The organism is Pseudorhodobacter sp. E13 (genome assembly GCF_003991405.1).
Lineage (GTDB): Bacteria > Pseudomonadota > Alphaproteobacteria > Rhodobacterales > Rhodobacteraceae > Pseudorhodobacter.
The window spans coordinates 145,838-169,193 of record NZ_RPEN01000153.1; the positions used below are offsets into that span (position 1 = coordinate 145,838).

Genomic DNA, 23,356 nt, shown 5'->3' on the forward strand with positions numbered 1-23,356 from the left:
CACTACCGCCTTCTTAACCCCCCTGTGCTGACAGCATGGTGTCAGCAGTGATGCGGTAAGCTACAAAAAACACCCCAATCGAAAGGCACAGCATGCGGCGCGCGGACAGGCTTTTGAAAATCGTGCATTTCCTGCGGGGGCGGCGGCGGGCCGTGACAGCGCAACAAATCGCCGCGGAATGTGAAGTCTGCACCCGCACCATCTACCGCGACATAGAGACCCTGATGGCGACAGGCGCGCCGATCAGCGGCGCGGCAGGCGTGGGCTATATGATCGACGCCGCCTATTATCTGCCCCCCATCACCTTCACGGTCGAGGAGCTGGAGGCCATCGGCCTTGGCATCAGCATGGTGCGCCACTGGACAGATGATCGCTTTGCCGCGCAAGCGCTTGAGGCCCTGACGAAAATTCAAGCCGCCCTGCCCACAGCCCTGCAAGGCCAGCTAGAGGAAATCACAACCTATTCGATTCCCTCGGGCGTTCCCGCGCCTGCCCTGCCCTGGCGGGTCAGCTTTTCCGACTTGCGCGGCGCCATTCGCCAAAGCCGCAAGATCGACATCACCTATAAGGACGGCGATGCGCAGGCCAGCAGCCGCACCCTGCGCCCGCTCGCGCTGATCTTCGCCAGCCCGGTCTGGCTTTTGGCCGCTTGGTGCGAGTTGCGCGGCGATTTCCGCAATTTCCGCTTGGACAGGATCGAACGGATGACCCTGCTGGACACCCGATTTGCAGCGGAGCCGGACAAAAGCTTCGCCGCCTACAAGGCGCAAGACGGGGTCTGTTAACGCGTAGCGCGCTTGACCTGATGCGGGCCAAGCCGCCCTTGCCGCGTTGCAAGCCTTGGGGTCTGGCTGGGGTGCGAGATTCGGTGGGTTCGGGCCGCGATCTCGCATTAAAAATTGGTTAAAAAATCAGGTGTTAATGTTCAAAAACAACCACTTGCACGCCATTCCGCGTGCGATTCACCGCAGGTTTCCGCGCGAAACCGCATGAAAAAAGGGGCCGCAGATCGCTCTGCCGGCCCCTTGTTTTTGTCACCCCTTCCTTGCGGAAAGAATGGTGGGCGATCCTGGAATCGAACCAGGCGTGAGTCGCCTCGAGGGAGTTACAGTCCCCTGCCACACCTTGCGGCCTATCGCCCACTGAGGGGGGTGAATAATGCGGGGCTTTCGGGGCGTCAAGCGCAAAGCGACGGAAAAAGTCACATGCGTGCAAATGGGGCCGCCCACAGAAATCTGCTTGCACCGATCAGCCCCAACCCTCATTCTCTGGCCGCAATCGGGCGGGCAAACCCCGCCCCGAAAGGGATAGATCAGATGGCAACGCAAAAGCCCGCATGGGTGATCGAAAAAGAACGCGCCAAGCGGCAGGCCGCGAATGAAACCGTCTGGCTGTTCGGCCTGCATGCGGTGCGCGATGCGCTGATGAACCCCGCGCGCGAAAAGCTGCGGCTGGTGCTGACCAAGAACGCCGCCGACAAGCTGGGCGAAGCCATTGCAACCGCCGGGCTGGAGCCTGAAATCGTCGACCCGCGCAAGTTCAACGTGCCGATCGACGAAGGCTCGGTGCATCAAGGGGCAGCGCTGGAGGCACGGCCCCTGAACTGGGGCGCGCTGGATGAGGTGGCGATTTCCGGCAAGGGCGCGCCCTTGATCGTGATGCTCGACCGGGTGACAGACCCGCATAACGTCGGCGCGATCCTGCGCTCGGCCGAGGTGTTCGGCGCGCGCGCGGTGATTGCGCCGCATCGCCATTCCGCCCCCGAAACCGGCGCGCTTGCCAAAACCGCCAGCGGCGCGCTGGAACGCCAGCCCTATCTGCGGGTCGGCAACCTGTCGGATGCAATGGAAGAATTGCGCGCGATGGGCTATTTTCTGATCGGACTGGCGGGGGAAAGCGATCTGACCCTGTCCGCAGGCTTGGAACAGGCCGCCACCCGCCCCGTCGCGCTGGTTCTGGGCGCCGAAGGCCCCGGCCTGCGCGAAAAAACCCGCGAAACCTGCGATCTTCTGGTGCAGATTCCGGCGGCGGGCGGATTTGGCTCGCTCAACGTATCCAATGCGGCAGCGATTTCGCTTTATGCGGCAGCCTCGCGCAAGGGCTGATCACAGATGCGATCACAGTTGCGCGAGTGCCCCTTCATTTGCGGCCACGGCACCCCATTTCTGAAAGACGACCACGGGTTCGGAACCCCCGTTGTCCCTTTACTGTCCCTCGTTCCGCGACTTGCGCCCGGCCAGTTTGGCACGGGCGCTTTTTTCTGTAAGGAGCCCCCCAATGATCGCCCCTGATGCCCAGATCCGCGAGATTTTACAAAATACCAAGGTGATCGCCATGGTCGGGGCCTCGATGAACCCCGCGCGGCCCAGCTATGGGGTGATGCAGTTTTTGCTTGGCAAGGGGCTGCGGGTGATCCCGGTGAACCCCGGCCATGCGGGCGAGATGCTGCAAGGCGCGCGGGTCTATGCCACGCTGAAGGATATTCCGAAGGATTTTGCCGTCGATATGGTCGATGTATTCCGCGCCTCCGATGCGGTGCCGCCGATTGTGGAACAGGCGCTGGCCGATTTGCCGCAATTGCGCACGATCTGGCTGCAACTGGGCGTGACCTATGCCGCAGGTCCCGGCCTTGCGCGGGCGCATGATGTGGCTTGGGTGGAAAACCGCTGCCCCAAGATCGAATGGGCGCGGTTGGGGCTTTAGCCCCGCGCGGCTTTTTCGGCCAGCCCGGAGGTGCCTTCGCGGCGGGCGAGTTCTGACTCGACCTCGGTCAGCGTCACATCACGGGCGGCAAGCATGACCAGCAAGTGATACAGCACATCCGCTGCCTCGGAGGTCAATTTGGCGCGGTCGCCTTTGACGGCTTCGATGATCGCCTCTACCGCCTCTTCTCCGAATTTCTCGGCGCATTTTTCCGGGCCTTTGGCCAAAAGCCTGGCGGTCCAGCTGCTGTCAGGGTCTGCGCCTTTGCGGGCGGCGATGGTGGCGGCAAGCCGGGCCAGGGCGCTGGGGTCGGATGCGGTCATGTCAGCCTCATGGGGATGCCAGCGGCGGCCATATGGGCCTTGGCCTGCCCGATGGTATAATCGCCAAAATGGAAGATCGAGGCGGCAAGCACGGCGGATGCGCCGCCAAGGGTGACGCCTTCGACAAGGTGATCGAGATTGCCAACCCCGCCCGAGGCGATGACGGGCACCGACACCGCATCCGAAATCGCACGGGTAAGCGGCAGGTTGAAGCCTGCGCGCGTGCCGTCCCGGTCCATCGAGGTCAGGAGAATTTCCCCTGCGCCTTTGGCGGCCACGGTGCGGGCAAATTCCACCGCATCAATCCCGGTGGATTTGCGCCCGCCATGGGTAAAGATTTCCCATTTGCCGGGGGAGACGGTTTTGGCATCAATCGCCACCACGATGCATTGGCTGCCGAACCGGTCTGCGGCCTCGGCCACCACATCGGGATTGGCAACGGCGGCCGAGTTGAAACTGACCTTGTCAGCGCCTGCCAGCAACAGCGCCCGCACATCATCATGCGTCCGCACGCCGCCGCCGACGGTCAGTGGCATGAAACATTGTTCGGCGGTGCGCGTGACCAGATCGAACATGGTGCCGCGGTTTTCATGGGTGGCGTGGATATCGAGGAAACACAGCTCATCCGCGCCGGCGGCGTCATAGGCGCGCGCCGCCTCCACCGGGTCGCCCGCATCGCGCAGGCCGACGAAATTCACGCCTTTGACCACACGGCCATCGGCAACATCAAGGCAAGGGATAATGCGGGTTTTAAGCATGGGTTTTCTTAACCGAGATGGGTCGGGAAGGGAAGCGGGGGCGTTGCCCCCCTTGGCCTGACGGCCAATTCCCCCCAAGGTATTTTCACCAAGATGAAATCAAGGTTTCAGGGATTTGAGCGCCGTTGCAAGATCAATTGCCCCGTCATAGAGCGCGCGGCCTGAAATGGCGCCTGCGATGACATTTGTGTCGCGCAGCGCGATCAGGTCTGCCATGGAGGAGACGCCACCCGAGGCGATCACAGGGATAGAGACAGCGCGGGCCAGAGCCTCGGTCGCGGCGATATTGGGGCCTTGCATCGCGCCGTCGCGGTCGATGTCGGTGTAGATGATGGCGGCCACGCCAGCGTCTTCGAAGCTGCGGGCAAGGTCTGTGACCATGACATCGGTTTCATGCGCCCAGCCTTTGGTGGCGACGCGGCCATTGCGGGCATCTATGCCCACGGCGACTTTGCCGGGGAAGGCCAGTGCCGCCTCACGCACCAATGCGGGGTTCTCCACGGCGACGGTGCCAAGGATCACGCGCGACAGGCCTTTGGCGAGCCACGCCTCTATCGTTGCCATATCGCGGATGCCGCCGCCCAATTGGCAGGGCACCGTGACACGGGCGAGGATCGCCTCCACCGCCGAGGCGTTGACGGGTTGGCCTGCGAAAGCACCGTTGAGATCGACCAGATGCACCCATTCGCAGCCTGCGGCCTCGAAACTGGCGGCTTGGGCGGCGGGGTCATCGCCAAAGACGGTCGCTGCCTCCATCTCGCCGCGCAACAGGCGCACGCATTGGCCGTCTTTGAGGTCGATGGCGGGGTATAGGATCATCATGCGCTCCGGTTTCGGCGGTGGATTGGCGTTGGCCGCGTCTTTCGCACAGAGGGGGGGAAATGCCAAGGGCGGCGGGCCATAAGCGCGCGACCCCACGTCACGCTTGATTGGCGCGGTCTTTCGCCGCAATGCTATGAAAACTGGCTTTGGGAGGAGCAACGATGAAGCATTTTATTCTGGCCGCCGCTTTGGCAATGGTCGCGGGCATGGCGCAGGCTGCGGACCCGGTGATCGGCACCTGGAAAACGCAGGTGGATGACGGGGCCTATGCCCATGTGAAAATGTCGGCCTGTGGCGACAAGATTTGCGGCGTGATCGCGCGGACCTTCAACGACAAGGGCGAATACAAATCCCCCAATATCGGCAAGCGTCTGGTCTGGGATATGGCCCCCGGCGGCGATGGTGCCTATGCGGGGGGGCGGATCTGGCAGCCATCAACCGGGAAGGAATACAAATCCAAGATGGCGCTGAGCGGGAACACGTTGAACGTGTCAGGCTGTTTTGGGCCGATCTGCAAAAAGCAGGTCTGGAGCCGCGTGAAATAAGCGCAGCTTTCGGGTCGCCCGCAGCGGGCGCGCTTGCTATGGCGGGGCATCGGTAAGGAGATTACGATGCCCAACGCGCCCCAGATGAAGATGAGCGGCCTTGACTGGTTGCTGCTCTGTGGCCTGTCCCTGCTTTGGGGCGGGTCTTTCTTTTTTGTGCAGCTTGCGGTGGGGCATCTGCCGCCCTTTACCATCGTTTTTCTGCGGGTGGCCTTGGCGGCATCGGCCCTTGCCTTTGTGCTGTGGCTGACAGGCACGCCGTTTCCGAAAGGTGGGGCGGTGTGGCGGGCGCTGTTGGTCATGGGGTTTTTGAACAATGCGCTGCCCTTTACCTTTTTCGTGCTGGCACAGGGCGAGATTGGCAGCGCCCTTGCCGCCATTCTGAACGCGACGACGCCGCTGTTCACGCTGATGGTGGCGCATCTGGCCACGTCGGATGAGCGGTTGACCGGGGCCAAGGGCGCGGGGCTGTTGCTGGGCTTTGGCGGGGTTGTGGTGATGATGGGGGCGGCGGCGCTGACGGCGGGGGCCGGGACGGTGCTGGCGCAGGCGGCCTGTCTGGCGGCGGCGCTGTGCTATGCTTTCGCCAGCGTCTGGGGGCGGCGGTTCAAGCGGATGGGTGTGCCGCCTTTGGCAACGGCTTTCGGCATGTTGGCCAGTTCCAGCGGGATGCTGTTGCCGCTTGTGCTGCTGGTTGACCAACCTTGGACGCAGCCTTTTGCCGGGGTGGTGCCACTGGCGGCGATCGGCGGCTTGGCGCTGCTGTCCACGGCGCTGGCCTATCTGATCTATTTCCGGCTGCTTTCCTCTGCCGGGGCGGTGAACCTTGCCTTGGTGACATTCCTGATCCCGGTCAGCGCGATTTTTCTGGCGATTGTGGTGCTGGGAGAGGTGCTGGCCCTGCGCCATATCCTTGGGATGGGGTTGATCACGCTGGGGCTGGTGGTGATTGACGGGCGGCTGGCGCGGCGACTGAAGGGTTAGCCGAACACCGACCAGCCGGTTTCGCGGGCCAGATGTTCCATCGCCTCGGTGCCCAGTTTGGAATTGCCTTGCGCATTCAGCCCCGGCGACCACACCGCGATAGAGGCGCGACCGGGGGCCACCACCAGAATTCCGCCGCCAACGCCGCTTTTGCCGGGCAGGCCGACGCGATAGGCGAAATCGCCCGAGGCATCGTAATGGCCGCACATCATCATCATCGCATTGATCCGCCGCACCCGGGCAGGTGACACCATGCGCGGCGCGCCCGGGGCCGCCATCAAAAACCGCCCCGACAGCGCCAGTTGCACGGCCGACATTTCCACCGCGCATTGGTGGAAATAGGCCCCTAAGGTCAGCTCCGGCGCATTGGCCAGATTGCCATGCGCCCGCATGAAATGCGCCAGCGCCATGTTGCGATGCCCGGTTGCCTGTTCGGACCGGGCCACGGCGTCATTGATATGGATATCGTCATCGCCTGCCGCCGTGCGGATGAAGCGCAACAATTCCCCCAGCATTTCCCGCGGCTTATGGCCCGCCAGAATCGCATCCGTCACCGCAATCGCCCCTGCGTTGATGAACGGATTGCGCGGGCGGCCATGTTCATGTTCCAGTTGCAGGATGGAGTTGAACGCCTGCCCCGAAGGCTCTCGGCCAACGCCTTTCCACAAGCGGTCCCCCAAGCGGCCCAAGGCGATGGCAAGGGTAAAGACCTTGGAAATGCTTTGGATCGAGAATGGCACTTGCGCGTCCCCGGCATGCAGCACCTGCCCATCGGCCAGCGCCACCGCGATGCCAAAGCGCTGCGGATCGACGCCTGCCAGTTCGGGGATATAGGTTGCGACCTTGCCGCGATCTGTCGCCGCGCGCGCGGTTTCGGTGATGCGGTCAAGGATGGCTTGCATGTCCATCCCGCTCTCGGCGCTCAGGGGGCCCAACGCAGAAAATTCCCGATCAGGCGCAATCCGTTGGCTTGGCTTTTCTCGGGGTGGAATTGCATGCCCACCATCGTATCACGCCCGATGATGGCGGTGATATCAGTGCCATACTCCACATGCGCCAGCCGCTGCGCGGGGTCATCGACGCGGAAATGGTAGGAATGCACGAAATAGGCGTGATCGCCGGTTTGCAGCCCTTCCAGCACCGGATGCACCTGCCCTGCCCCGCTGAGCACAAGGTCGTTCCAACCCATATGCGGCACTTTCAGCGCCGGGTCTTTGGGGGTGATCTGCACCACCTCGCCGCCGATCCAGTCAAAGCCTTTGGTGTCCGCATATTCGCGGCCCCAAGTCGCCATCATCTGCATACCGACGCAAATGCCAAGGAAGGGCACGGCGCGGCGGGTCACGCCGTCCTCAATCGCTTCGAACAAGCCGCCATAGCTGCCCAGCGCGCGCCGACAGGCCGGAAACGCCCCATCGCCGGGCAAGACGATCCGGTCGGCGCGGGCCACATCCTCGGGGCGCGACGACACCAGCACCTCACCGCCGCCAACCTCCAGCGCCATGCGTTGAAAGGCCTTTTCCGCCGAATGCAGATTGCCGCTATCGTAATCAACCAGAACTGTCAGCATTCACAGGCTGCCTTTAGTCGACGGTATGGCATCGGCGCGGCGGGGGTCAGGCTCCACCGCTTCGCGCAGGGCGCGGGCAACGGATTTGAAAGCGGCTTCGGCAATGTGGTGGCTGTTGATGCCGTGGATCATATCGACATGCAGCGTGATGCCGCCATGGGTGGCCAAGGCCTGAAAGAACTCGCGCACCAATTCGGTATCAAAGCTGCCGATCTTGGCGGTCGGAAACGGCACGTTCCACACCAGATAGGGCCGCGCCGACAGGTCCAGCGCACAGCGCAGCAGCGCATCATCCATCGCAAGGTGAAAGCTGCCATAGCGGCGGATGCCGCGCTTGTCGCCCAGCGCCTGTGCCAGCGCCTGACCCAAAGCGATGCCGCAATCCTCTACCGTGTGGTGATCGTCGATATGCAGATCGCCCTTGGCCTTGACCTCCATATCAATCAGCGAATGGCGGGCAAGCTGGTCCAGCATATGGTCGAAAAAGCCAACGCCCGTCTGCATGTCCGACTGGCCGCTGCCATCAAGGTTCAGCGCGACAGTGATTTTGGTTTCATTGGTGTTGCGGGACAGGCTGGCCTTGCGCATCGCGGGCTCCGGGTCTGGGACAGGGTTTGCGGCGGTTATAGGCGCGGGGGCTGCGCTTGGGAAGGGGTTAGCCCGCTTTGCGATGCGGGCCGAACAGCGCGGCCAGCCCCAGCATCACGCCTGACACCACCGCAATCATCCCCGCCGCCGAGACAGAGGCCGACATCCCGAGCCAGAACGGCCCGTATCCGGCCAGCACATAACCCAGAATGGCCGAGAGCGCGGCCAGCAGCAGGCTCAGCCAGACCTGCACGCCCAAGCGGTTGGTCAGCAGGCGCGCGGCGGCAGGCGGGCAGATCAGCATCGCGATGGTCAGGATCGACCCCACCGCCGTAAAGGCCGCGACCGAGGCCATCGCCGTGGCCGCCACCACCCCCAAGGAGATCAGCGCCACCGGCAGCCCCATCACCGCCGCATGACCCGCATCGAAAGACGCCATCACCAAAACCCGCCAGAACACCCGCATCAGCAACGCCAGCAGCGCCACCACCAGTGCCAGTTGCCCCAGTTCCGGTGGCAGCCCCCGCAAGGCCGCAGGGTCAATAACCGAGGCCCAGCCCGAAGCATCCAGCCAGATCAGGCTTTCCAGATTGCCGTAAAGCGCGTGCTCCACATCAATATGCACGCCCGAGGCCCCTGTCAGTTCCAACAACAACACCCCAGCGGCAAACATGGTGGTAAAGGTCATGCCCATGGCAGCACCGGGGTCCACCCGGCCTAGCCGCACAATCGCCTCCACCATCAAAGCAGACACCAGCGCCGCCGCCCCTGCCCCGGCAAACATCGCCCAACCCGCAACCTGCCCCGTCAGCAGAAAGGCAAGGATCAGCCCCGGCAGCACCGAATGGGCCATCATGTCGCCCATCATGGCTTGCCTGCGCAGCAGCAGGAAATTGCCCGGCAAGGCACAAGCCATCGCGGCCAGAACGGCAATGGCCATCGGCACCAGCGACAGAACGACGAAATCCGCCCCCATCAGCCCCGCCCCCCGCGCATGCGCCCGATCAAACCATGACGCGGCGCAATCAAGGCCGAGCCCAGAAAGACCGCAAAGCACAGGGCCACGATCACCGGCCCGGTCGGCACCCCCGGCACCGCCGCCGAAACCGCCGCCCCGCCATAGCCCGCCAGCCCGCCAATCGCAGCGGCAATCACCGCCATCACCCCGGCGCGGTCGGTCCACATCCGGGCGCAAACGGCAGGGGTTATCAGCAAGGCCACCACCAATATCGCGCCCACCACACGGATGCCCAGAAGCACCACCGCCAACACCAGCGCCATCAGCGCCAGATCAACCCATTCCGGGCGCAACCCCATCACGCGCGCATAGCCCGGATCAAAGGCCACCATCACCAAAGCTCGCCTTAACGCCAGCAACGCCAGCAAAACCACGATCCCGCCACCCGCAATCAGATAAACATCCGCCCGCAGCATCCCCGCGGTCGAGCCAAGCAAAAACCCCTCCAACCCCGCCTGCCGCCCGGCCCCCAATCCTTGGATATAGGTCAAAAGCACGATCCCCGCGCCGTAAAACACCGATAGCACCGCGCCAATCGCTGCATCCTCGGGCAGGCGCGTGCCCCGCACAAGGCCTTGCAACACCCACAGGCCCAGCAATGACGTGCAACCCGCCCCCAGCAACAGGCCCGGCAAAAACCGCCCCTCGCCGCCCATGGCAACCATGACCAGAAAGGCGATCCCCACACCCGGCAAAGTGGCATGGGCCATCGCATCCGGCACCAAAGACCGCCGCCGCAAGAACAGAAACGACCCCACCGCCCCGGTTGCCAACCCAAGCGCCGCCGCGCCCAGCGTCACCAAAGTGGCGTTATAGCCAGACTGCAACAGCAGCGCCTCAAACATGATGGGCACCCAAATTCATCTATTCAAAAATATCCCCGCCGGAGGCATCTGCCATTGGCCACGCCCCCCACATCTCAGGCAACTTTCTGCGGCGGCAACTGACCGCCATACGTCTGACGCAGCAAATCGGGCGTAAAGGTTTCGGCCACAGGCCCCGCCGCAATCAGCTTACGGTTCAGCAACAAAACGCGGTCAAACCACTCCGGCACCGTGGCCAGATCGTGATGCACGGCAACAACCGCAGCACCTTCATCGCGGAGCGCTTGCAGCACGGTGACAATCGCGGCTTCGGTCTTGGCATCCACCCCGGCAAAAGGTTCGTCCAGCAGATAAAGCGCGGCCCGCTGCGCCAGCGCCCGGGCCAGAAACACCCGCTGTTGCTGCCCGCCCGACAAAGCGCCGATCTGGCGCTTGGCGAAATCCGTCATCGCCACGCGGGCCAGACAGTCCATCGCAAAGGCCCGGTCAGCAGCGCGCACCGGGCGCAGCAGGCCCAATTGCCGCTGCATACCCATCAACACCACATCAATCACCCGGATCGGGAAATCCCAATCGACCGAGGCGCGTTGCGGCATATAGGCCACCTTTTCCCGCACCGCATCCAGCGCTTGCCCAAAAAACAACGCCTGCCCGGATTGCGGGGCAACCACACCAAGCGCAGCCTTCAGCAAGGTGGATTTGCCCGCTCCATTCGGCCCGACAATCGCTGTCATCGCGCCCGAAGGGATTTGCGCCGTCACCGCATCCACCGCCGTCACTGCCCCATAGCGCACCGAGATTGCGTCAAACGCCAGGGCCGCCTGCGTCATTACGCGCCCGCCGCCAATTTGCCAGACAACCCACGCGCCGGGGCATCACCGCCCAAGGCCCGCGCGATCAGCGTCACATTATGGTCGATCATGCCGGGATAGGTGCCTTCATAACTGCCCTCGCTGCCCATGGCATCGGAATAAAGCTCTCCGCCGATGGCAACCTGATGGCCCCGCGCGGCGGCCCCTTCGACCAAGGCGCGCATCGCCCGGTCCGGCACCGAACTTTCCACGAAGACCGCCTTGATCTTGCGGCTGACCAGCAGCTCGACCAATTCCCCGATCCGGGCCAGCCCGGCCTCACTTTCGGTGGAAATCCCTTGCAGGCCTTCCACCTCGAACCCATAGGCGCGGCCAAAATAGGAAAACGCGTCATGCGCCGTGACCAGGATGCGCGACCCCTGCGGGATGCTGCCCAACGCGCTGCGGGCATAGGCATCCAGCGCCTCGATCTCGGCCCGGTAAGTGGCAGCATTGGCGGCAAGCTCTGCCGCACGGTCGGGCATCACGCGGATCAGCGCTGCCTCAACCCCGCGCACTGCCTCCAGCCACAGCATCGGGTCCATCCAGACATGCGGGTCGTGATGGTCGGCATATCCGGCCCAGGCCAGCAAACGGTCTTGCGGAATGGTTTCGGCCACCGCCTCCACCGGGACGCGGCGCGACAGATCGCCCATGAAATCAACCAGCTGTGCCTCCAGTCGCAAGCCGTGCCACAGCACCAGATCGGCCCGCACCATGGCGGCAATATCCGACCGGGTCTGGCGATAGCTATGCGGGTCCACCCCCGGCCCCATCAGGCCCGTCACCTCGGCCCCGCTGATGCGGCGCGCGGCATCGGCGATCATCCCGGTGGTGGCAACGATTTTGGGGGGTGCAGCAGCAAAACCCAGACGCGGCACCAACAGTGCGGCGGGCATCGTGGCAAGAAAGCTTCGGCGGGACAGGCGGCTTTGATATGTCATGCTCTGTATATATTGCGAATGCTTCGCAAAGTCAATTGGAATGAGAATGACTCGCAACTGGCATCACAGCCGCAGCACCGCCCATTGCGAGGCCAACAACAGCAGCGCCATCGTCCAGTTGAAGGCCCGCAGCCATTGCGGCTTGGTCAGCAGATGCCGCAGCCCCTGCCCCATCACCACCCAGACAGACACCGAAGGCAGGTTCACCGCGCCAAAGATCAAGGCCACCAGCACCATCTCTTGCGCCGTTTGCCCCGGCGCATAGCTGGCCGTGGCCGAAAGCGCCATCGCCCAGGCCTTGGGGTTGACCCATTGAAACCCCGCCGCTTGCACAAAGCTGAACGGCTTGCCCGCAGCCGCCCCCGCCCGTGGTGCCGCCGCCCCCGCGATCTTCCAAGCCAGCCACAGGATATAAGCGGTGCTGACCGCCTTGAGCACCAGCTCCGCACGCGGTTCGGCCTTGAACACCCCCGCAAGCCCCAGCCCGACCAGCGCCACCATCAGCACAAAGCCAAGCCCCACCCCCAGCATATGCGGCAGCGTGCGGCGAAAGCCGAAATTCACGCCCGACGTCATCAGCATGATGTTATTGGGCCCCGGCGTGATCGAGGTGACGAAGGCAAAGGCCAGAAGGGCAAGCAGAATATCAAGGGTCATGCTTGCAACAATAGGCCATATTCGGCAGGGTGTAGTTGCGATTTGCCCCGCATCAGAGAAAAAAACGCAACAAATGCCGAAACTGGACCAGATAAACAGCAAGATATTGCAGGAACTGACGCGCGATGGCCGCATCAGCAACCTTGATCTGGCGGATCGGGTGGGCCTGTCGCCTTCGGCCTGCCTGCGCCGCGTCCAAGAGCTGGAGCGCAGCGGCGTGATCAAGGGCTATCGCGCCGTGCTGGATCCGGCCAAGCTGGGCATAGGCTTTGTGGCTTATATGAGCGTGGGGTTGAACCTGCACACCAAAGCCGCGCAAGAGGCGTTTGAAACCGCCGTCAGCCGTGCGCCCGAGGTGCGCGAATGCCATAACATCACCGGCACCGTGGAATATCTGCTGCGGGTCGAGGCGGCAGACCTTGCCGCCTACAAGCATTTTCATACCGAGGTGCTGGGCGTGCTGCCGCAGGTCAATTCCATCACCTCTTATGTCGTGATGGGCTCACCCAAGGACGAACGCGCCTAGGCTGCGCCTTAGCTGCGCAGGCCGGTTTCCTTCAACATGCCACGGCGCTTGGCTTCATAGTAATAGCCCTTTGAATACCACTTTACGGCCGTGTCTTGGCTGCCATCGGCCAAAAGCCAAGCGCCGCGCAGGTATTTCACCCCGTATTTCAGGTTGGTTTCGGCATCCAACAAGGCTTGATCCGGGCCACGGAAACCCATGCCGCGCGCCGTGGCGGGCAGAATCTGCATCAACCCGTAGTAGGGGCCGTTGCGCGCGCCGGGGCGGTGATGGCTTTCGCGGATGATGATGCGGTGGACAAGGCTGCGCGGCACCTCATACTGGTCGGCATATTGGTCGATCAACCGCCGCAAACCGGGGGTTTCATTCACATGCAAAGGCGGGTCGAACGGCCCCGTCTCGGGGCGGCTGCGGCCTTCGCTTTGGCGCGTGCCACAGGCGGAAAGCGTGGCGACCAGACCCAACAGGGTGGCGCGGCGGGTCAGGGTTTGCATCGGCTTCTCCTAGCGTCAATTCAGCTTCCTTAACTTTGTGCGGATATTCTGGCAAATGCCGCGCAGGTGGATTGGCTTTTTTCCGCCGATGGCCCCTGTCAAAACACTGTTCCGCGCCGCGGGCCGCAGGCCGGAAAACCGCCCGCAGCGCCACGCGCGCCGCTGCAACTGCGCAATTGTGCTGCCCTTGTCTTTCCCGTAGGTTCCCGCCGGAGACTGGCCCTTTGGGGCGGAAAACAAGGGGAGACAACATGTCAGACGCAAGCCAATACGGTTTTGACACGCTACAGATTCACGCCGGCGCCAAGCCCGACCCGGCCACGGGCGCGCGGCAAATTCCGATTTACCAGACCACGGCCTATGTGTTCCGCGATGCCGACCACGCGGCGGCTTTGTTCAATCTGGCCGAAGTGGGTTACATCTATTCCCGCCTGACCAACCCGACCGTCGCCGCCCTTGGCGAGCGGATCGCGGCGTTGGAAGGGGGCGTGGGGGCGGTGTGCTGCTCCTCCGGGCATGCGGCGCAGATCATGGCGCTGTTCCCGCTGATGCAGCCGGGCTGCAATGTGGTCGCCTCCAGCCGTCTTTATGGCGGCACGATCCAGCAGTTCACCAACACCATCCGCAAATTCGGCTGGTCCGCGAAATTCGTCGATTTCGACGATGTCGCAGCAGTCGAAGCGGCGGTCGATGACAACACCCGCGCCATCTTCTGCGAAAGCATCGCCAACCCCGGCGGCTATATCACCGATATTCCGGCAATTGCGAAAGTGGCCGACAAAGTGGGACTGCCGCTGATCGTCGATAACACCACCGGCACGCCCTATCTGTGCCAGCCGATCAAACTGGGGGCCACGCTGGTCGTGCATTCCACCACCAAATACCTGACCGGGAACGGCACGGTGACAGGTGGCTGCGTGGTGGATAGCGGTAATTTCGACTGGTCGAAATCCGGCAAATTCCCCAGCCTGTCAGAGCCGGAACCCGCCTATCACGGCATCAAGTTCCACGAGGCTTTGGGCGCCATGGCCTTTACCTTCCATTCCATTGCCATCGGCCTGCGCGATCTGGGCATGACGATGAACCCGCAAGGCGCGCATTACACGTTGATGGGCATCGAAACCCTGTCGCTGCGCATGGAACGCCATGTGCAAAACGCCCAAAAGGTTGCGGCTTGGCTGGAAAAGCACCCGAAGGTCGAAGCGGTCACCTATGCCGGGCTGCAAAGCTCTCCCTATCATGGGCGGGTGGCAAGCGTGTGCCCCAAAGGCGCGGGCGGGTTGTTCACCGTGTCGCTGAAAGGCGGGTATGAGGCATGTGTGAAACTGGTCGCCGCGCTGAAACTGTTCAGCCATGTGGCCAACCTCGGCGACACACGCAGCCTTGTGATTCACCCGGCCTCGACCACGCATCGGCAATTGTCGGAGGCGCAGCAAAAAGCCGCAGGCGCCGCCCCCAACACCCTGCGCCTGTCGATCGGGATCGAGGATGCGACCGATATCATCGGCGATCTGGAACAGGCACTGGCACAGGTCTGACCCCGCGCCAGCCCCTGCAAAGACCCAAGCCCGCATGGTCCGCCATGCGGGCTTTTTTGCGCGCCATGACCGACCTTACCCTGACATCGAACAACCAATGCCACGCCAGAACCGCTGTCACTGTCAGAAAAAGTGGTGCCCCCATACGGGATCGAACCGCAGACCCTCTGATTACAAATCAGATGCTCTACCAGCTGAGCTATAGGGGCACTGTCGCTCAAATAACCGCAGTCGCCGCGCCGCGCAAGAGGTCGCGGGCCAGAAAATCGCCTCAGGCGCGATTTGTGTGGGCCATGACCCAGACCGCCGCAAGCCCGACCAGCATCACCAGCAGCGCCGCCGGGGCGGCATCGCCCAGCCGTTCAAGGCTGGCCTGTTCATAAACGCGGGTAGCCAGTGTGTTGTAATTGAACGGGCGCAACAGCAAGGTTGCGGGCAGTTCCTTCACGCAATCGACAAAGACCATCAGCAGCGCTGTGGCGACCGATCCGCGCATCAGGGGCAGGTAAACCGCCGTCAGCGTGCCCGATGGCCCCCGCCCCAAGGAGCGCGCGGCCAAGGGCAAGGACGGCGAGACACGGCCAAAGGCCGAATCCACCGCGCCCTGCGCAATGCCGAAGAAGCGCACGACATAGGCCAGCACCAAGGCCGCGGCGGTGCCGGTCAGCAGCAGGCCCGGCTCATACCCCGTCAGGTGCAGGATGGCATCGGCCAGACGATGATCCAGCGCGGCCAGCGGGATCAGCACCCCCACGGCCAGCACGGCCCCCGGTGCGGCATAGCCCACCGATGTCACCGGCAAGATCAGGCGGGGCACGCCGCGCCGCGCCATCCGCACGCCGTAAACCAGAAACAGCGCCCCGCCCACAGTCAGCGCGGCAGCGACCCCGCCCACCAGAACGGTATTGCCCAGCGCCTGAAACAACCCCTTGGACACCCAAGCCTCGGGCTTTTGGATCGCATGACCCAGCATTACCCCCACCGGCAGCACAAAGCCCAAGCCGAAAGGCACCGCGCAGACCAACGTGGCGGCCCAAGCCCCTGCCCCGCGCAGGCTCTGCGGCTCCAACGGGCGCGAGGCGCGGGCCATGCGGTGAAAGCGCGCATTGCGGCGGCTGATCCGCTCTATCCCCAAGAGCAGCACGACGATGGCCAGGATCACCAGCGCAATCTGCGCCGCCCCCCCGGCATTCCCCCCGCTCAGCCAGACCGAAAAGATGCCGGTGGTCAGGGTTTGCACGCCGAAATGTTCCACCGTGCCGAAATCGGCCACGGTTTCCATCAGCGCCAGCGCCACCCCCATGGCAATGGAGGGCCGCGCCAAGGGCAGACCCACGCGCCAGAACACCCCCAACGCGCCAGAGCCCAGCGCGCGCGCCACCTCATAGGTGCAGTTGGATTGTTCGCGAAACGCGGCGCGGGCCAGCAGGTAGACATAAGGATACAGCGCCGCAGACAACACCAACACCGCCATTTGCGGCGTGCGCATGGCAGGGAACCAATAATCGCGCGAGGTTTCCCAGCCGAAACTGGCCCGCAGCGCGGTTTGCACAGCGCCGGAATAATCAAAGAAATCAACCAGCGCATAGGCCCCGACATAGCCCGGAATGGCCAGCGGAAACAGCAGCGCATAATCCAGCCAGCGACTGCCCGGAAATCGATACATCGCCACCAGCCACGCCGTCACCGTGCCAACAACCGCCGTCAGCACACCGACGCCCCCCATCAGCAGCACCGTATTGCCCAGATAGCGCGGCAGCACCGTCGAGATCAGATGCGGCCAGATGTTTTCCACCGGGTGAAAAGCGATCCAGATCACCGACAGAACCGGTGCCAGCACCAAAAGCGCAATCAGCCCCGCCCCCAGCGACCAGATATCCAGCGCAAGGCGAAACCGCGCGAGAAGCGGCACAGAGGGTGGTTGTTGAGTGTTTTGCTCGGTCATAATCGGCAGCGATACAGGAAAGCGGTTTATCTGTCCAGAAAAGCCCGTATAGTCGCGCCGAACCCATGCGAGAGCAGTCGCATAGAACAAACCCGGAAGGCCTTGATGCGGATCGTTTATCACCTTGGTGCCCATTGTACGGATGAAGAGCGCTTGCTGCGCTGTTTGCTGAAAAACCGCGGCGTTCTGGCCGAAGAAGGCATTATCGTCCCCGGCCCTGCAAAATATCGCACCCTGCTGCGCGACACGGCGATGTCGCTCAAGGGGCAGGCGGCAACGCAGGACACGCAGGCACTGGTGCTGGACCAGATCATGTCTGAGTCGGAGGCCGAACGGCTGATCCTGTCATGGGATAATTTTCTGGGCTATGCCCAAGGTGCGGTGCGGCGCGGCATCTACAGTTCCGGCGCGGAACGGATGCATGCTTTCGGGCTGATCTTTCCCGATATCGAATCCGAATTTCATCTGGCCATCCGCAACCCGGCAACTTTTGTGCCTGCGGTGTTCCAAAAGCAAAGCGGGCGCAGCTATGCCGAATTCATGGACGGGGTCGATGTGCCGTCTTTGCGCTGGTCCCGGCTGATCGCCGATTTGCGCAGCATCAACCCCAAGGTTCCGGTGACGGTCTGGTGCGATGAAGACACGCCGCTGCTGTGGCCCGAGGTGTTGCAGGCCGTATCCGGCCATAGCGACGATATTGAACTGATTGATTCCGATGATCTTCTGGCCTCGATCATGTCGGCCGACGGGATGCAGCGCATGGCATCTTACATGCAGACCCATCCGCCGCAGAATGTGGCGCAGCGCCGCCGGGTGGTTTCGGCCTTTCTGGACAAATTCGCCCTGCCCGATCAGGTCGATGTCGAGATTGAGATGGAAGGCTGGACCGAAGACCTGATTGCGCGCACCACCGAGGCCTATGACCAAGACGTGTCGCGCATCATGGCGATGGATGGCGTGACATTTCTTGCACCCTGACGGGTCTGCGCCACGGCCCGCCCTTGACCGGGGGCCATGACGGGGGGGGGCCGTGACGGGGGGGCCTTGGCGGGGGCTTATTGCATGCCCAGCGCGGTTTTATACATTTCCAGAACCGCCTCTTCCTCGGCGATTTCATCAGGCTTGCGTTTGCGCAGCGCCACGACCTTGCGCAAAACCTTGGTGTCATAGCCCCGGCCCTTGGCTTCGGCCATCAATTCCTTTTGCTGCTCTGCCAGATCGCGCTTTTCGGCGTCCAACTGCTCAAACCGTTCAATGAAGGCGCGCAATTCATCTGCTGTGACGGAGTATTGGTCGATTGGATCGCTCATCTTTGCCTCGTGACTAGGGAAGCCTTTCCCTAGCGCGGCCAAGGGGGGCTGTTCAAGCGCAGGTTTCGCCATTTCCGCCAAAGGCCACGCGATTTATCGGCGCGGGCAGAAAAATCGGGGCGCGGAGTATAGACCACCTTGTCAGGAAAGCTGCGGTCGGATAGGCGAAAATGACCGCACAGGGATGGGACGCTGGGCGGCGGCTCGGTAGGGAGGGGCGCATCATGGAAATACTGGTCTGGATTGGTGCGGCGGTGTCTCTGGTCGGGGTTGCCGGGCTGGGTTGGTGTATCGTGCTGGCCCTGCGGGCGCGCAATTCAGGCCTGCCCGAAGAAACGGTGCGTGCATCGCTTCAGAAAGTCGTAGTCTATAACATGGCCGCGCTGGGAATTTCGGCGCTGGGGCTGATGCTGGTGGTTGCCGGGATCGTGCTGGCCTGACAGGGCGTTTTTGCGGCGGCGGGCGGGTCACGCCTCATCCAGATCGCGCAGGGAAATGCCTTGGCGGATCAGATCATCCAGCAAAGGTGCGGGCGTCCAGATATCGGGGGCATCATCGGCCCAGCGCGTCAGATCATCGCGCAGCACGATCAACCCGCGCCGCGCCGCCCAGAACATCGGCCCACCGCCGTGGCGTGCAAAACCATGCCCCCTGATGAAGGCGAGGTCGATATCTGACGGGCGCAGGGCGCGTTCCTCCCCGATCATGCGCAGCCCGGCATTGGCCAAAGCCCCCAGCACCGGGGCGGCCAGCCCGCCAAACAGGTCCTGCGGACCGGTGGGGGCTGCTGCGCCATCGGCCTGACGATCCTTGTCGCGCAACATGCCCCAGCGGCCCAGCAAGGCCAGCACCGCCTCGGCGCCATGGGTTGCCTCCAACGCCTGCAATGCAGCCTGAAACACCGCGCTTAGCCCGGCATTCACCCCGGTGCCCTGCCCCTGTATCACTGCGCGGCGCAACCGTTTGAGCACGGCAAGCAAGGTGGCCACCGCTTCAGGCAGCGTCTGCGGGCTGATCAGCACCTCAGCCAGACGGCCATTGCGGGTGGCAGGCATCAGCACCAGCCCCACCCCGCGCGCGCCGCCTTCGCCCACGCGCCCCATTGTTACGATCACCGCCCCTGCCGCTGCTGAAACGGATGGCACATCCGCCCCCGGCAAACGGTAAGCCCCGGTCAGAAACACCATATCGGCCGCATCGCCATCATCGCCGGGCAGGCCAGGAAACAAGCGTTCCCACAGCGCATCATGCGCGCCTTGGCTCAGCTTGCCGCTTTTCACCTCGGCGGCCAGCGATACCGCCACCGCCTCCAGCCCTTTGGTCAAGGCTTCGGCATCGCGTTCCAGCAAGGTGACATCGTAATCGGCGCGCAGCAAATCCTTGCACAGCGCCACCGCATCCGCACCATGGCCCACCACTGTCACCTGCGCCACATCGCGCGGCTTGGCCTTGGCCCCGACCATCTGCCGCGCGCGGCGTTCGGCAAAGAACACATGCCGCAGCGCCTCGGCTTCGGGGGTGACAACAAGTTCGGCAAAGGCTGCGCGTTCAAAGGCAAGCCCTTGTTCAAAGGGCAAAAGCTGTGCGGCCTCCACGCAATCAATGATCCGCCCCGGCCCCGGCAACTCTGCCCCTGTCTCAGCCCTCCGCGCCGCCGCAATCGCCGCGAAATAGGCTTTGGCGTCACGCATCCCGTCACGCCGGTCGGCGGTTTGCACCGGGGTTTCGCCGAACAGATGCATCGCAAGCGTCACGGCGGCCTCGGTCAGATCAGCCTCGACCACCTTATCCAGAATCCCCATGGCCAAAGCCTCGGCCGCCGCAATCGGCCGGCCCGTCAGCATCAGCCGCAAGGATTGCTCTGCCCCGATCAGGCGCGGAAGCCGTTGCGTGCCACCCGCACCGGGCAGGATGCCCAACGTGACCTCGGGCAGACCAAGCTGTGAATCGGAAAGAGCGATACGGGCATGGGCGGCCAAGGCCAGTTCCAACCCGCCGCCCAAGGCCGTGCCATGCAAGGCGGCAACCACCGGTTTGGCGCTGCATTCCACCTGACGGCACAGATCGGGCAGCAAAGGAGCCTGCGGCGGCTTGCCGAATTCGGAAATATCGGCCCCGGCGGGAAAGCTGCGGCCTTTGGCAAGGATCACGATGCTGCGGATGGCGCGGTCGGCATTGGCACGGGTCAGCGCATCCGACAGCGCGCGCCGCAGCTCTGCGCCGAGCGCATTGACCGGCGGGTTGTCGATCCACAACAGGCAGACCCCGCCGCGCGTTTCCTGCGTTACCTGCTCCTGTGTCTTGCCTTGCATCCGCATGTCCCGCTTTTTGGCCGCGCTTGGGGCATATTAACAAGCCTGCGCGCTGATATTGCAAGACAAAGCCGCAAAGCCTGCGCCAGAAAGCGACCGCCGCCGCTGTGGTCTGCGCAGCATTGGCCTGTTCTAGACAGGCATATTGTCAAACATCGCCTCAACTTCATCATCGCTGGGCAACGGACCCTCATGGGCCAGCAGGGCCCCCGGCATCAGGCAGAACAGGGCCTGCATTTCGGCAAGCAGCGTGTCTGCCCCGGCAGGCGTCTCGGCTGTGGGCCGATTCAGGTTGGCGGCCCCGGTTTCGCTGCGATCTGTCATCTTCATCCCCTCCGTCTCGGTTGTTTCTGGCCCGCTTGGGCCGTGCGCCCTGCCCCGCAGGTCAGGCCGCGCAGGTGGCGCAGAACGGCGTATAGGGCAGCACATCAAGCCGCGCCTCGGCAATATCGGCCCCGCATTTCGTGCAGACCCCATAGGTTCCGGCCTCCATCCGCGCCAAGGCAGCCTTGATCTTGCGGATTTCCTGCTGGCCAGAGGTTCCAAGCCCTTCCAACACCTCATCGGCTTCCCGCTCGGTCGCCATCTCCTCCCAATCCTTGCTTTGATGGCTGTCCAGTTCCACCTCAATCGCGCCAAGACGCGCTTCGAGATCGCCTAAACGGGCGGAAAGCTGTGCCTTGCGGTCTGTGTGGCTATCCATCTTGTGCTCCTCTCAGGTCCGAACCCATGCTAGGCTGGTCCCGCAGGGCCTGCCTTGACCCATATCAAAACCCGTTAAAATTTCATATTCAAATCTTGTAATGTGTCTGAACCATGTTATATCAGCCGCAAAGGTTCTGAAATGAGAGGCGATCATGAAACCACAGGTTCACGCATTTTTCGACGAAGCCACCAATACCCTGACCTATGTGCTGCGCGAGCCGGAAGGCCGTGCCTGCGCGATCGTGGATTCAGTGCTGGATTTTGACTATGCCTCCGGGCGCACCGATACCCGGTCTGCCGATGCGGTGATTGCCTTTGTAAAGGATCAAGGGCTTGATCTGCAATGGATATTGGAAACCCATGTGCATGCCGACCATCTGTCCGCGGCCCCCTATATTCAGGAACGGCTGGGCGGCAAGATCGGCATCGGCCAGCGCATCACCGTGGTGCAGGAAACCTTTGGCAAGGTCTTCAACGAAGGCACCCGGTTCCAGCGCGACGGCTCGCAATTCGACAAGCTGTTTGAGGAAGGTGACAGCTTCATGATCGGGCAGATGCGCGGTGATGTGCTGCACACGCCGGGCCACACGCCCGCTTGCCTGACCTATGTGGTGGGCGATGCGGCTTTCGTGGGCGATACGCTGTTCATGCCCGATTTCGGCACCGCGCGCTGCGATTTCCCCGGCGGTTCCTCGGCCACGCTGTTTGACTCGGTGCAAAAAATCCTTGCCCTGCCCGATGAAACCCGGATTTTCGTGGGCCATGACTACAAGGCACCAGGGCGCGAGGAATACGCGTGGGAAACCACGGTCGGCGCGCAAAAGGCGTTGAACGTGCATATCGGCGCGGGTAAATCCAAAGAGGAGTTCATCGCCATGCGGGATGCGCGCGATGCCACCCTTGCCATGCCGCGCCTGATCATCCCGTCCTTGCAAGTCAATATGCGGGCAGGCCAGATGCCAGAGCCGGAGGACAATGGTGTGACCTATTTGAAAGTGCCGGTGAATGGTATTTAAGGGGCCGCAACAGGGGCTTGCCCTGCGCGACAACAAAGACAGAGGTTTGGAATGATAGAAATGGCATGGGTCTGGGGCCTTGTCGGCGGGCTGATGATAGGCAGTGCTGCGGCCCTGTTTCTGCTTGTGAACGGGCGGATCATGGGCGCGTCGGGCATCCTTGGGGGGTTGGTCGATGGTTCCGGCCGCGCCACCGGGGCCGAGCGTCTGGCCTTTATCGCGGGGCTGGTGCTGCTCCCGGCGCTGCTGGCTGCGATCATGGGCGGGGCGGAAACCAACATCACCAGCAACCCGATTGTCATCATCGCGGCGGGGCTGCTGGTGGGCATCGGCACGCGGCTGGCGAATGGCTGCACCTCGGGGCATGGCGTCTGCGGGATTTCGCGGCTGTCGTTCCGGGGCATCGTGGCAACCGTGTTCTACCTGCTTGCGGGCGGCATGATGATGGTGCTGTTCCGCCATGTCTTTGGGGTGATCTGATGCAACGCAATATTTTCGCTTTCCTGTCGGGGGCACTGTTTGGCGCGGGGCTGCTGGTGTCTGGCATGGTGGATACGACCAAGGTGCAAGGCTGGCTTGACGTTTTCGGCGATTGGGACCCGACGCTGGCTTTCGTGCTGGGCGGGGCCATCCTGCCGATGGCCGTTGCCTGGCGCATCGCGGCGCGGCGGCGCACGGCCTTGCTGGGCGATACCATGCCCGCGCCGCCCACCACACAGATCGGCCCCAATCTGGTCATCGGCTCGGTGCTGTTTGGCATGGGCTGGGGGCTGGCTGGCCTGTGCCCCGGCCCGGCGATGGCCTCGCTCAGCTTTGGTGGTTGGGGCGGAATGCTCTTTCTTGCCGCGATGATGGCGGGTATGTACGTTGCACCCCCGATCCGCCAACAGATTGACCGCCGCACGGCACAAGCCTGACGCCAC

29 protein-coding genes and 2 tRNA genes are annotated in these 23,356 nt (G+C 63.1%); 12 read left to right on the top strand and 19 right to left on the bottom strand.

The genetic code is table 11. The features are described 5' to 3' along the window. Window positions 1–92 precede the first annotated feature (92 nt). Window positions 93–785, top strand: a complete 693-nt coding sequence (locus EGN72_RS08550; RefSeq protein ID WP_127046547.1) for a YafY family protein — start codon at window positions 93–95, stop codon at window positions 783–785. 272 nt (window positions 786–1,057) lie between these two features. On the opposite strand, the gene EGN72_RS08555 is transcribed toward EGN72_RS08550, so the two are convergent. Beyond that, window positions 1,058–1,141: transfer RNA gene (locus EGN72_RS08555), tRNA-Tyr, on the bottom strand. A gap of 175 nt (window positions 1,142–1,316) precedes the next feature. On the opposite strand from EGN72_RS08555, the gene rlmB reads away from it, so the two are divergent. Then, window positions 1,317–2,105, top strand: a complete 789-nt coding sequence (gene rlmB / locus EGN72_RS08560; protein ID WP_127046549.1) for a 23S rRNA (guanosine(2251)-2'-O)-methyltransferase RlmB — start codon at window positions 1,317–1,319, stop codon at window positions 2,103–2,105. A gap of 172 nt (window positions 2,106–2,277) precedes the next feature. Continuing rightward, entirely contained in the window at window positions 2,278–2,703 is a 426-nt protein-coding gene (locus EGN72_RS08565) for a CoA-binding protein (RefSeq protein WP_127046551.1), read from the top strand. On the opposite strand, the gene EGN72_RS08570 is transcribed toward EGN72_RS08565, so the two are convergent. The 3 genes from EGN72_RS08570 to hisA form a co-directional block, all read right to left on the bottom strand. Next, window positions 2,700–3,026 (bottom strand): phosphoribosyl-ATP diphosphatase, encoded by a 327-nt coding sequence (locus EGN72_RS08570; RefSeq protein ID WP_127046553.1) that lies wholly within the window; start codon window positions 3,024–3,026, stop codon window positions 2,700–2,702. The genes EGN72_RS08565 and EGN72_RS08570 overlap by 4 nt on opposite strands. After that, window positions 3,023–3,784: an imidazole glycerol phosphate synthase subunit HisF gene (gene hisF / locus EGN72_RS08575; RefSeq protein ID WP_127046555.1), complete on the bottom strand. Its 762-nt coding sequence runs from the start codon at window positions 3,782–3,784 to the stop codon at window positions 3,023–3,025. Before hisF ends, EGN72_RS08570 begins: the two co-directional genes overlap by 4 nt. A 99-nt stretch (window positions 3,785–3,883) precedes the next feature. After that, window positions 3,884–4,603 (bottom strand): 1-(5-phosphoribosyl)-5-[(5-phosphoribosylamino)methylideneamino]imidazole-4-carboxamide isomerase, encoded by a 720-nt coding sequence (gene hisA, locus EGN72_RS08580; protein WP_127046557.1) that lies wholly within the window; start codon window positions 4,601–4,603, stop codon window positions 3,884–3,886. Window positions 4,604–4,767: 164 nt separating this feature from the next. Between hisA and EGN72_RS08585 the strand changes: the two genes are divergently transcribed. Continuing rightward, window positions 4,768–5,151, top strand: a complete 384-nt coding sequence (locus EGN72_RS08585; protein ID WP_127046559.1) for a DUF2147 domain-containing protein — start codon at window positions 4,768–4,770, stop codon at window positions 5,149–5,151. Between the two features lie 66 nt (window positions 5,152–5,217). Further along, window positions 5,218–6,135, top strand: a complete 918-nt coding sequence (locus EGN72_RS08590) for a DMT family transporter (protein WP_233587086.1) — start codon at window positions 5,218–5,220, stop codon at window positions 6,133–6,135. On the opposite strand, the gene EGN72_RS08595 is transcribed toward EGN72_RS08590, so the two are convergent. The 8 genes from EGN72_RS08595 to EGN72_RS08630 all read right to left on the bottom strand — a co-directional run bounded on the left by EGN72_RS08595 (window position 6,132) and on the right by EGN72_RS08630 (window position 12,587). After that, window positions 6,132–7,037: a glutaminase gene (locus tag EGN72_RS08595; RefSeq protein ID WP_127046561.1), complete on the bottom strand. Its 906-nt coding sequence runs from the start codon at window positions 7,035–7,037 to the stop codon at window positions 6,132–6,134. The genes EGN72_RS08590 and EGN72_RS08595 overlap by 4 nt on opposite strands. Before the next feature lie 20 nt (window positions 7,038–7,057). Continuing rightward, window positions 7,058–7,705: an imidazole glycerol phosphate synthase subunit HisH gene (hisH, locus tag EGN72_RS08600; protein ID WP_127046563.1), complete on the bottom strand. Its 648-nt coding sequence runs from the start codon at window positions 7,703–7,705 to the stop codon at window positions 7,058–7,060. Next, window positions 7,706–8,293, bottom strand: a complete 588-nt coding sequence (hisB, locus tag EGN72_RS08605; protein WP_127046565.1) for an imidazoleglycerol-phosphate dehydratase HisB — start codon at window positions 8,291–8,293, stop codon at window positions 7,706–7,708. Window positions 8,294–8,360: 67 nt separating this feature from the next. Next, window positions 8,361–9,269 (bottom strand): metal ABC transporter permease, encoded by a 909-nt coding sequence (locus tag EGN72_RS08610; protein WP_127046567.1) that lies wholly within the window; start codon window positions 9,267–9,269, stop codon window positions 8,361–8,363. Then, the gene (locus tag EGN72_RS08615; RefSeq protein WP_233587087.1) at window positions 9,269–10,156 is read right to left on the bottom strand and encodes a metal ABC transporter permease; all 888 of its coding nucleotides are present in this window, start codon (window positions 10,154–10,156) and stop codon (window positions 9,269–9,271) included. The genes EGN72_RS08610 and EGN72_RS08615 overlap by 1 nt, the downstream gene beginning before the upstream one ends. Window positions 10,157–10,230: 74 nt before the next feature. Next, window positions 10,231–10,965, bottom strand: a complete 735-nt coding sequence (locus EGN72_RS08620) for a metal ABC transporter ATP-binding protein (RefSeq protein WP_127046569.1) — start codon at window positions 10,963–10,965, stop codon at window positions 10,231–10,233. After that, window positions 10,965–11,930, bottom strand: a complete 966-nt coding sequence (locus EGN72_RS08625; RefSeq protein ID WP_199743725.1) for a metal ABC transporter solute-binding protein, Zn/Mn family — start codon at window positions 11,928–11,930, stop codon at window positions 10,965–10,967. Before EGN72_RS08625 ends, EGN72_RS08620 begins: the two co-directional genes overlap by 1 nt. A gap of 63 nt (window positions 11,931–11,993) precedes the next feature. Beyond that, entirely contained in the window at window positions 11,994–12,587 is a 594-nt protein-coding gene (locus EGN72_RS08630; RefSeq protein ID WP_127046571.1) for a LysE family translocator, read from the bottom strand. 73 nt (window positions 12,588–12,660) lie between these two features. On the opposite strand from EGN72_RS08630, the gene EGN72_RS08635 reads away from it, so the two are divergent. After that, the gene (locus EGN72_RS08635; RefSeq protein ID WP_127046573.1) at window positions 12,661–13,113 is read left to right on the top strand and encodes an Lrp/AsnC family transcriptional regulator; all 453 of its coding nucleotides are present in this window, start codon (window positions 12,661–12,663) and stop codon (window positions 13,111–13,113) included. A gap of 8 nt (window positions 13,114–13,121) precedes the next feature. On the opposite strand, the gene EGN72_RS08640 is transcribed toward EGN72_RS08635, so the two are convergent. Beyond that, window positions 13,122–13,607: a lytic transglycosylase domain-containing protein gene (locus tag EGN72_RS08640; protein WP_127046575.1), complete on the bottom strand. Its 486-nt coding sequence runs from the start codon at window positions 13,605–13,607 to the stop codon at window positions 13,122–13,124. Between the two features lie 251 nt (window positions 13,608–13,858). On the opposite strand from EGN72_RS08640, the gene EGN72_RS08645 reads away from it, so the two are divergent. Beyond that, on the top strand, window positions 13,859–15,145 hold the full coding sequence (locus tag EGN72_RS08645) for an O-acetylhomoserine aminocarboxypropyltransferase/cysteine synthase family protein (protein ID WP_127046577.1): 1,287 nt from the start codon (window positions 13,859–13,861) through the stop codon (window positions 15,143–15,145). A 133-nt stretch (window positions 15,146–15,278) separates the two neighbouring features. Here EGN72_RS08645 and EGN72_RS08650 read toward each other — a convergent pair. Next, window positions 15,279–15,354, bottom strand: a tRNA-Thr gene (locus EGN72_RS08650). Window positions 15,355–15,416: 62 nt separating this feature from the next. Then, complete coding sequence (locus tag EGN72_RS08655) at window positions 15,417–17,090, bottom strand: iron ABC transporter permease (RefSeq protein ID WP_127046579.1); 1,674 nt, start codon at window positions 17,088–17,090, stop codon at window positions 15,417–15,419. A 105-nt stretch (window positions 17,091–17,195) separates the two neighbouring features. Here EGN72_RS08655 and EGN72_RS08660 point away from each other — a divergent pair, with 105 nt between their 5' ends. After that, complete coding sequence (locus EGN72_RS08660) at window positions 17,196–18,068, top strand: hypothetical protein (protein ID WP_127046581.1); 873 nt, start codon at window positions 17,196–17,198, stop codon at window positions 18,066–18,068. Between the two features lie 77 nt (window positions 18,069–18,145). Here EGN72_RS08660 and EGN72_RS08665 read toward each other — a convergent pair whose 3' ends face one another. Beyond that, on the bottom strand, window positions 18,146–18,400 hold the full coding sequence (locus EGN72_RS08665) for a DUF2312 domain-containing protein (RefSeq protein ID WP_127046583.1): 255 nt from the start codon (window positions 18,398–18,400) through the stop codon (window positions 18,146–18,148). A gap of 224 nt (window positions 18,401–18,624) precedes the next feature. Here EGN72_RS08665 and EGN72_RS08670 point away from each other — a divergent pair, with 224 nt between their 5' ends. Then, the gene (locus tag EGN72_RS08670) at window positions 18,625–18,840 is read left to right on the top strand and encodes a hypothetical protein (protein WP_127046585.1); all 216 of its coding nucleotides are present in this window, start codon (window positions 18,625–18,627) and stop codon (window positions 18,838–18,840) included. Window positions 18,841–18,867: 27 nt separating this feature from the next. Here the strand turns inward: EGN72_RS08670 and EGN72_RS08675 are convergent, their stop codons facing one another. The 3 genes from EGN72_RS08675 to EGN72_RS08685 all read right to left on the bottom strand — a co-directional run bounded on the left by EGN72_RS08675 (window position 18,868) and on the right by EGN72_RS08685 (window position 21,415). Continuing rightward, window positions 18,868–20,718 (bottom strand): enoyl-CoA hydratase-related protein, encoded by a 1,851-nt coding sequence (locus tag EGN72_RS08675; protein ID WP_127046587.1) that lies wholly within the window; start codon window positions 20,716–20,718, stop codon window positions 18,868–18,870. 126 nt (window positions 20,719–20,844) lie between these two features. Next, window positions 20,845–21,036 carry a hypothetical protein gene (locus tag EGN72_RS08680; RefSeq protein WP_127046589.1) on the bottom strand — a complete coding sequence of 64 codons (192 nt, stop codon included), beginning with the start codon at window positions 21,034–21,036 and terminating at the stop codon, window positions 20,845–20,847. Window positions 21,037–21,097: 61 nt separating this feature from the next. Next, window positions 21,098–21,415, bottom strand: a complete 318-nt coding sequence (locus tag EGN72_RS08685; protein ID WP_127046591.1) for a TraR/DksA family transcriptional regulator — start codon at window positions 21,413–21,415, stop codon at window positions 21,098–21,100. Window positions 21,416–21,569: 154 nt separating this feature from the next. Here EGN72_RS08685 and EGN72_RS08690 point away from each other — a divergent pair, with 154 nt between their 5' ends. From EGN72_RS08690 to EGN72_RS08700, 3 genes are read left to right on the top strand one after another with little or no spacing between them, the layout of a single operon-like run. Beyond that, window positions 21,570–22,433, top strand: a complete 864-nt coding sequence (locus tag EGN72_RS08690; RefSeq protein WP_127046593.1) for an MBL fold metallo-hydrolase — start codon at window positions 21,570–21,572, stop codon at window positions 22,431–22,433. Window positions 22,434–22,487: 54 nt separating this feature from the next. Next, complete coding sequence (locus EGN72_RS08695) at window positions 22,488–22,913, top strand: YeeE/YedE family protein (protein ID WP_127046635.1); 426 nt, start codon at window positions 22,488–22,490, stop codon at window positions 22,911–22,913. Beyond that, the gene (locus tag EGN72_RS08700) at window positions 22,913–23,350 is read left to right on the top strand and encodes a YeeE/YedE family protein (RefSeq protein WP_127046595.1); all 438 of its coding nucleotides are present in this window, start codon (window positions 22,913–22,915) and stop codon (window positions 23,348–23,350) included. The genes EGN72_RS08695 and EGN72_RS08700 overlap by 1 nt, the downstream gene beginning before the upstream one ends. Window positions 23,351–23,356: the final 6 nt, after the last annotated feature.

Bases quoted from the DNA above. Each gene is read 5' to 3' on its own strand.
- EGN72_RS08680 (WP_127046589.1), bottom strand. From the start codon at position 21,036: ATGACAGATCGCAGCGAAACCGGGGCCGCCAACCTGAATCGGCCCACA.
- EGN72_RS08610 (WP_127046567.1), bottom strand. From the start codon at position 9,269: ATGGGGGCGGATTTCGTCGTTCTGTCGCTGGTGCCGATGGCCATTGCC.
- EGN72_RS08635 (WP_127046573.1), top strand. From the start codon at position 12,661: ATGCCGAAACTGGACCAGATAAACAGCAAGATATTGCAGGAACTGACG.
- hisF (WP_127046555.1), bottom strand. From the start codon at position 3,784: ATGCTTAAAACCCGCATTATCCCTTGCCTTGATGTTGCCGATGGCCGT.
- EGN72_RS08665 (WP_127046583.1), bottom strand. From the start codon at position 18,400: ATGAGCGATCCAATCGACCAATACTCCGTCACAGCAGATGAATTGCGC.
- EGN72_RS08685 (WP_127046591.1), bottom strand. From the start codon at position 21,415: ATGGATAGCCACACAGACCGCAAGGCACAGCTTTCCGCCCGTTTAGGC.
- EGN72_RS08625 (WP_199743725.1), bottom strand. From the start codon at position 11,930: ATGACATATCAAAGCCGCCTGTCCCGCCGAAGCTTTCTTGCCACGATG.
- hisB (WP_127046565.1), bottom strand. From the start codon at position 8,293: ATGCGCAAGGCCAGCCTGTCCCGCAACACCAATGAAACCAAAATCACT.
- EGN72_RS08630 (WP_127046571.1), bottom strand. From the start codon at position 12,587: ATGACCCTTGATATTCTGCTTGCCCTTCTGGCCTTTGCCTTCGTCACC.
- EGN72_RS08640 (WP_127046575.1), bottom strand. From the start codon at position 13,607: ATGCAAACCCTGACCCGCCGCGCCACCCTGTTGGGTCTGGTCGCCACG.
- EGN72_RS08595 (WP_127046561.1), bottom strand. From the start codon at position 7,037: ATGCAAGCCATCCTTGACCGCATCACCGAAACCGCGCGCGCGGCGACA.
- EGN72_RS08700 (WP_127046595.1), top strand. From the start codon at position 22,913: ATGCAACGCAATATTTTCGCTTTCCTGTCGGGGGCACTGTTTGGCGCG.
- EGN72_RS08590 (WP_233587086.1), top strand. From the start codon at position 5,218: ATGCCCAACGCGCCCCAGATGAAGATGAGCGGCCTTGACTGGTTGCTG.
- EGN72_RS08675 (WP_127046587.1), bottom strand. From the start codon at position 20,718: ATGCGGATGCAAGGCAAGACACAGGAGCAGGTAACGCAGGAAACGCGC.
- EGN72_RS08550 (WP_127046547.1), top strand. From the start codon at position 93: ATGCGGCGCGCGGACAGGCTTTTGAAAATCGTGCATTTCCTGCGGGGG.
- EGN72_RS08670 (WP_127046585.1), top strand. From the start codon at position 18,625: ATGGAAATACTGGTCTGGATTGGTGCGGCGGTGTCTCTGGTCGGGGTT.
- EGN72_RS08660 (WP_127046581.1), top strand. From the start codon at position 17,196: ATGCGGATCGTTTATCACCTTGGTGCCCATTGTACGGATGAAGAGCGC.
- EGN72_RS08585 (WP_127046559.1), top strand. From the start codon at position 4,768: ATGAAGCATTTTATTCTGGCCGCCGCTTTGGCAATGGTCGCGGGCATG.
- hisA (WP_127046557.1), bottom strand. From the start codon at position 4,603: ATGATCCTATACCCCGCCATCGACCTCAAAGACGGCCAATGCGTGCGC.
- hisH (WP_127046563.1), bottom strand. From the start codon at position 7,705: ATGCTGACAGTTCTGGTTGATTACGATAGCGGCAATCTGCATTCGGCG.
- EGN72_RS08690 (WP_127046593.1), top strand. From the start codon at position 21,570: ATGAAACCACAGGTTCACGCATTTTTCGACGAAGCCACCAATACCCTG.
- EGN72_RS08565 (WP_127046551.1), top strand. From the start codon at position 2,278: ATGATCGCCCCTGATGCCCAGATCCGCGAGATTTTACAAAATACCAAG.
- EGN72_RS08645 (WP_127046577.1), top strand. From the start codon at position 13,859: ATGTCAGACGCAAGCCAATACGGTTTTGACACGCTACAGATTCACGCC.
- EGN72_RS08615 (WP_233587087.1), bottom strand. From the start codon at position 10,156: ATGTTTGAGGCGCTGCTGTTGCAGTCTGGCTATAACGCCACTTTGGTG.
- EGN72_RS08655 (WP_127046579.1), bottom strand. From the start codon at position 17,090: ATGACCGAGCAAAACACTCAACAACCACCCTCTGTGCCGCTTCTCGCG.
- EGN72_RS08620 (WP_127046569.1), bottom strand. From the start codon at position 10,965: ATGACGCAGGCGGCCCTGGCGTTTGACGCAATCTCGGTGCGCTATGGG.
- rlmB (WP_127046549.1), top strand. From the start codon at position 1,317: ATGGCAACGCAAAAGCCCGCATGGGTGATCGAAAAAGAACGCGCCAAG.
- EGN72_RS08570 (WP_127046553.1), bottom strand. From the start codon at position 3,026: ATGACCGCATCCGACCCCAGCGCCCTGGCCCGGCTTGCCGCCACCATC.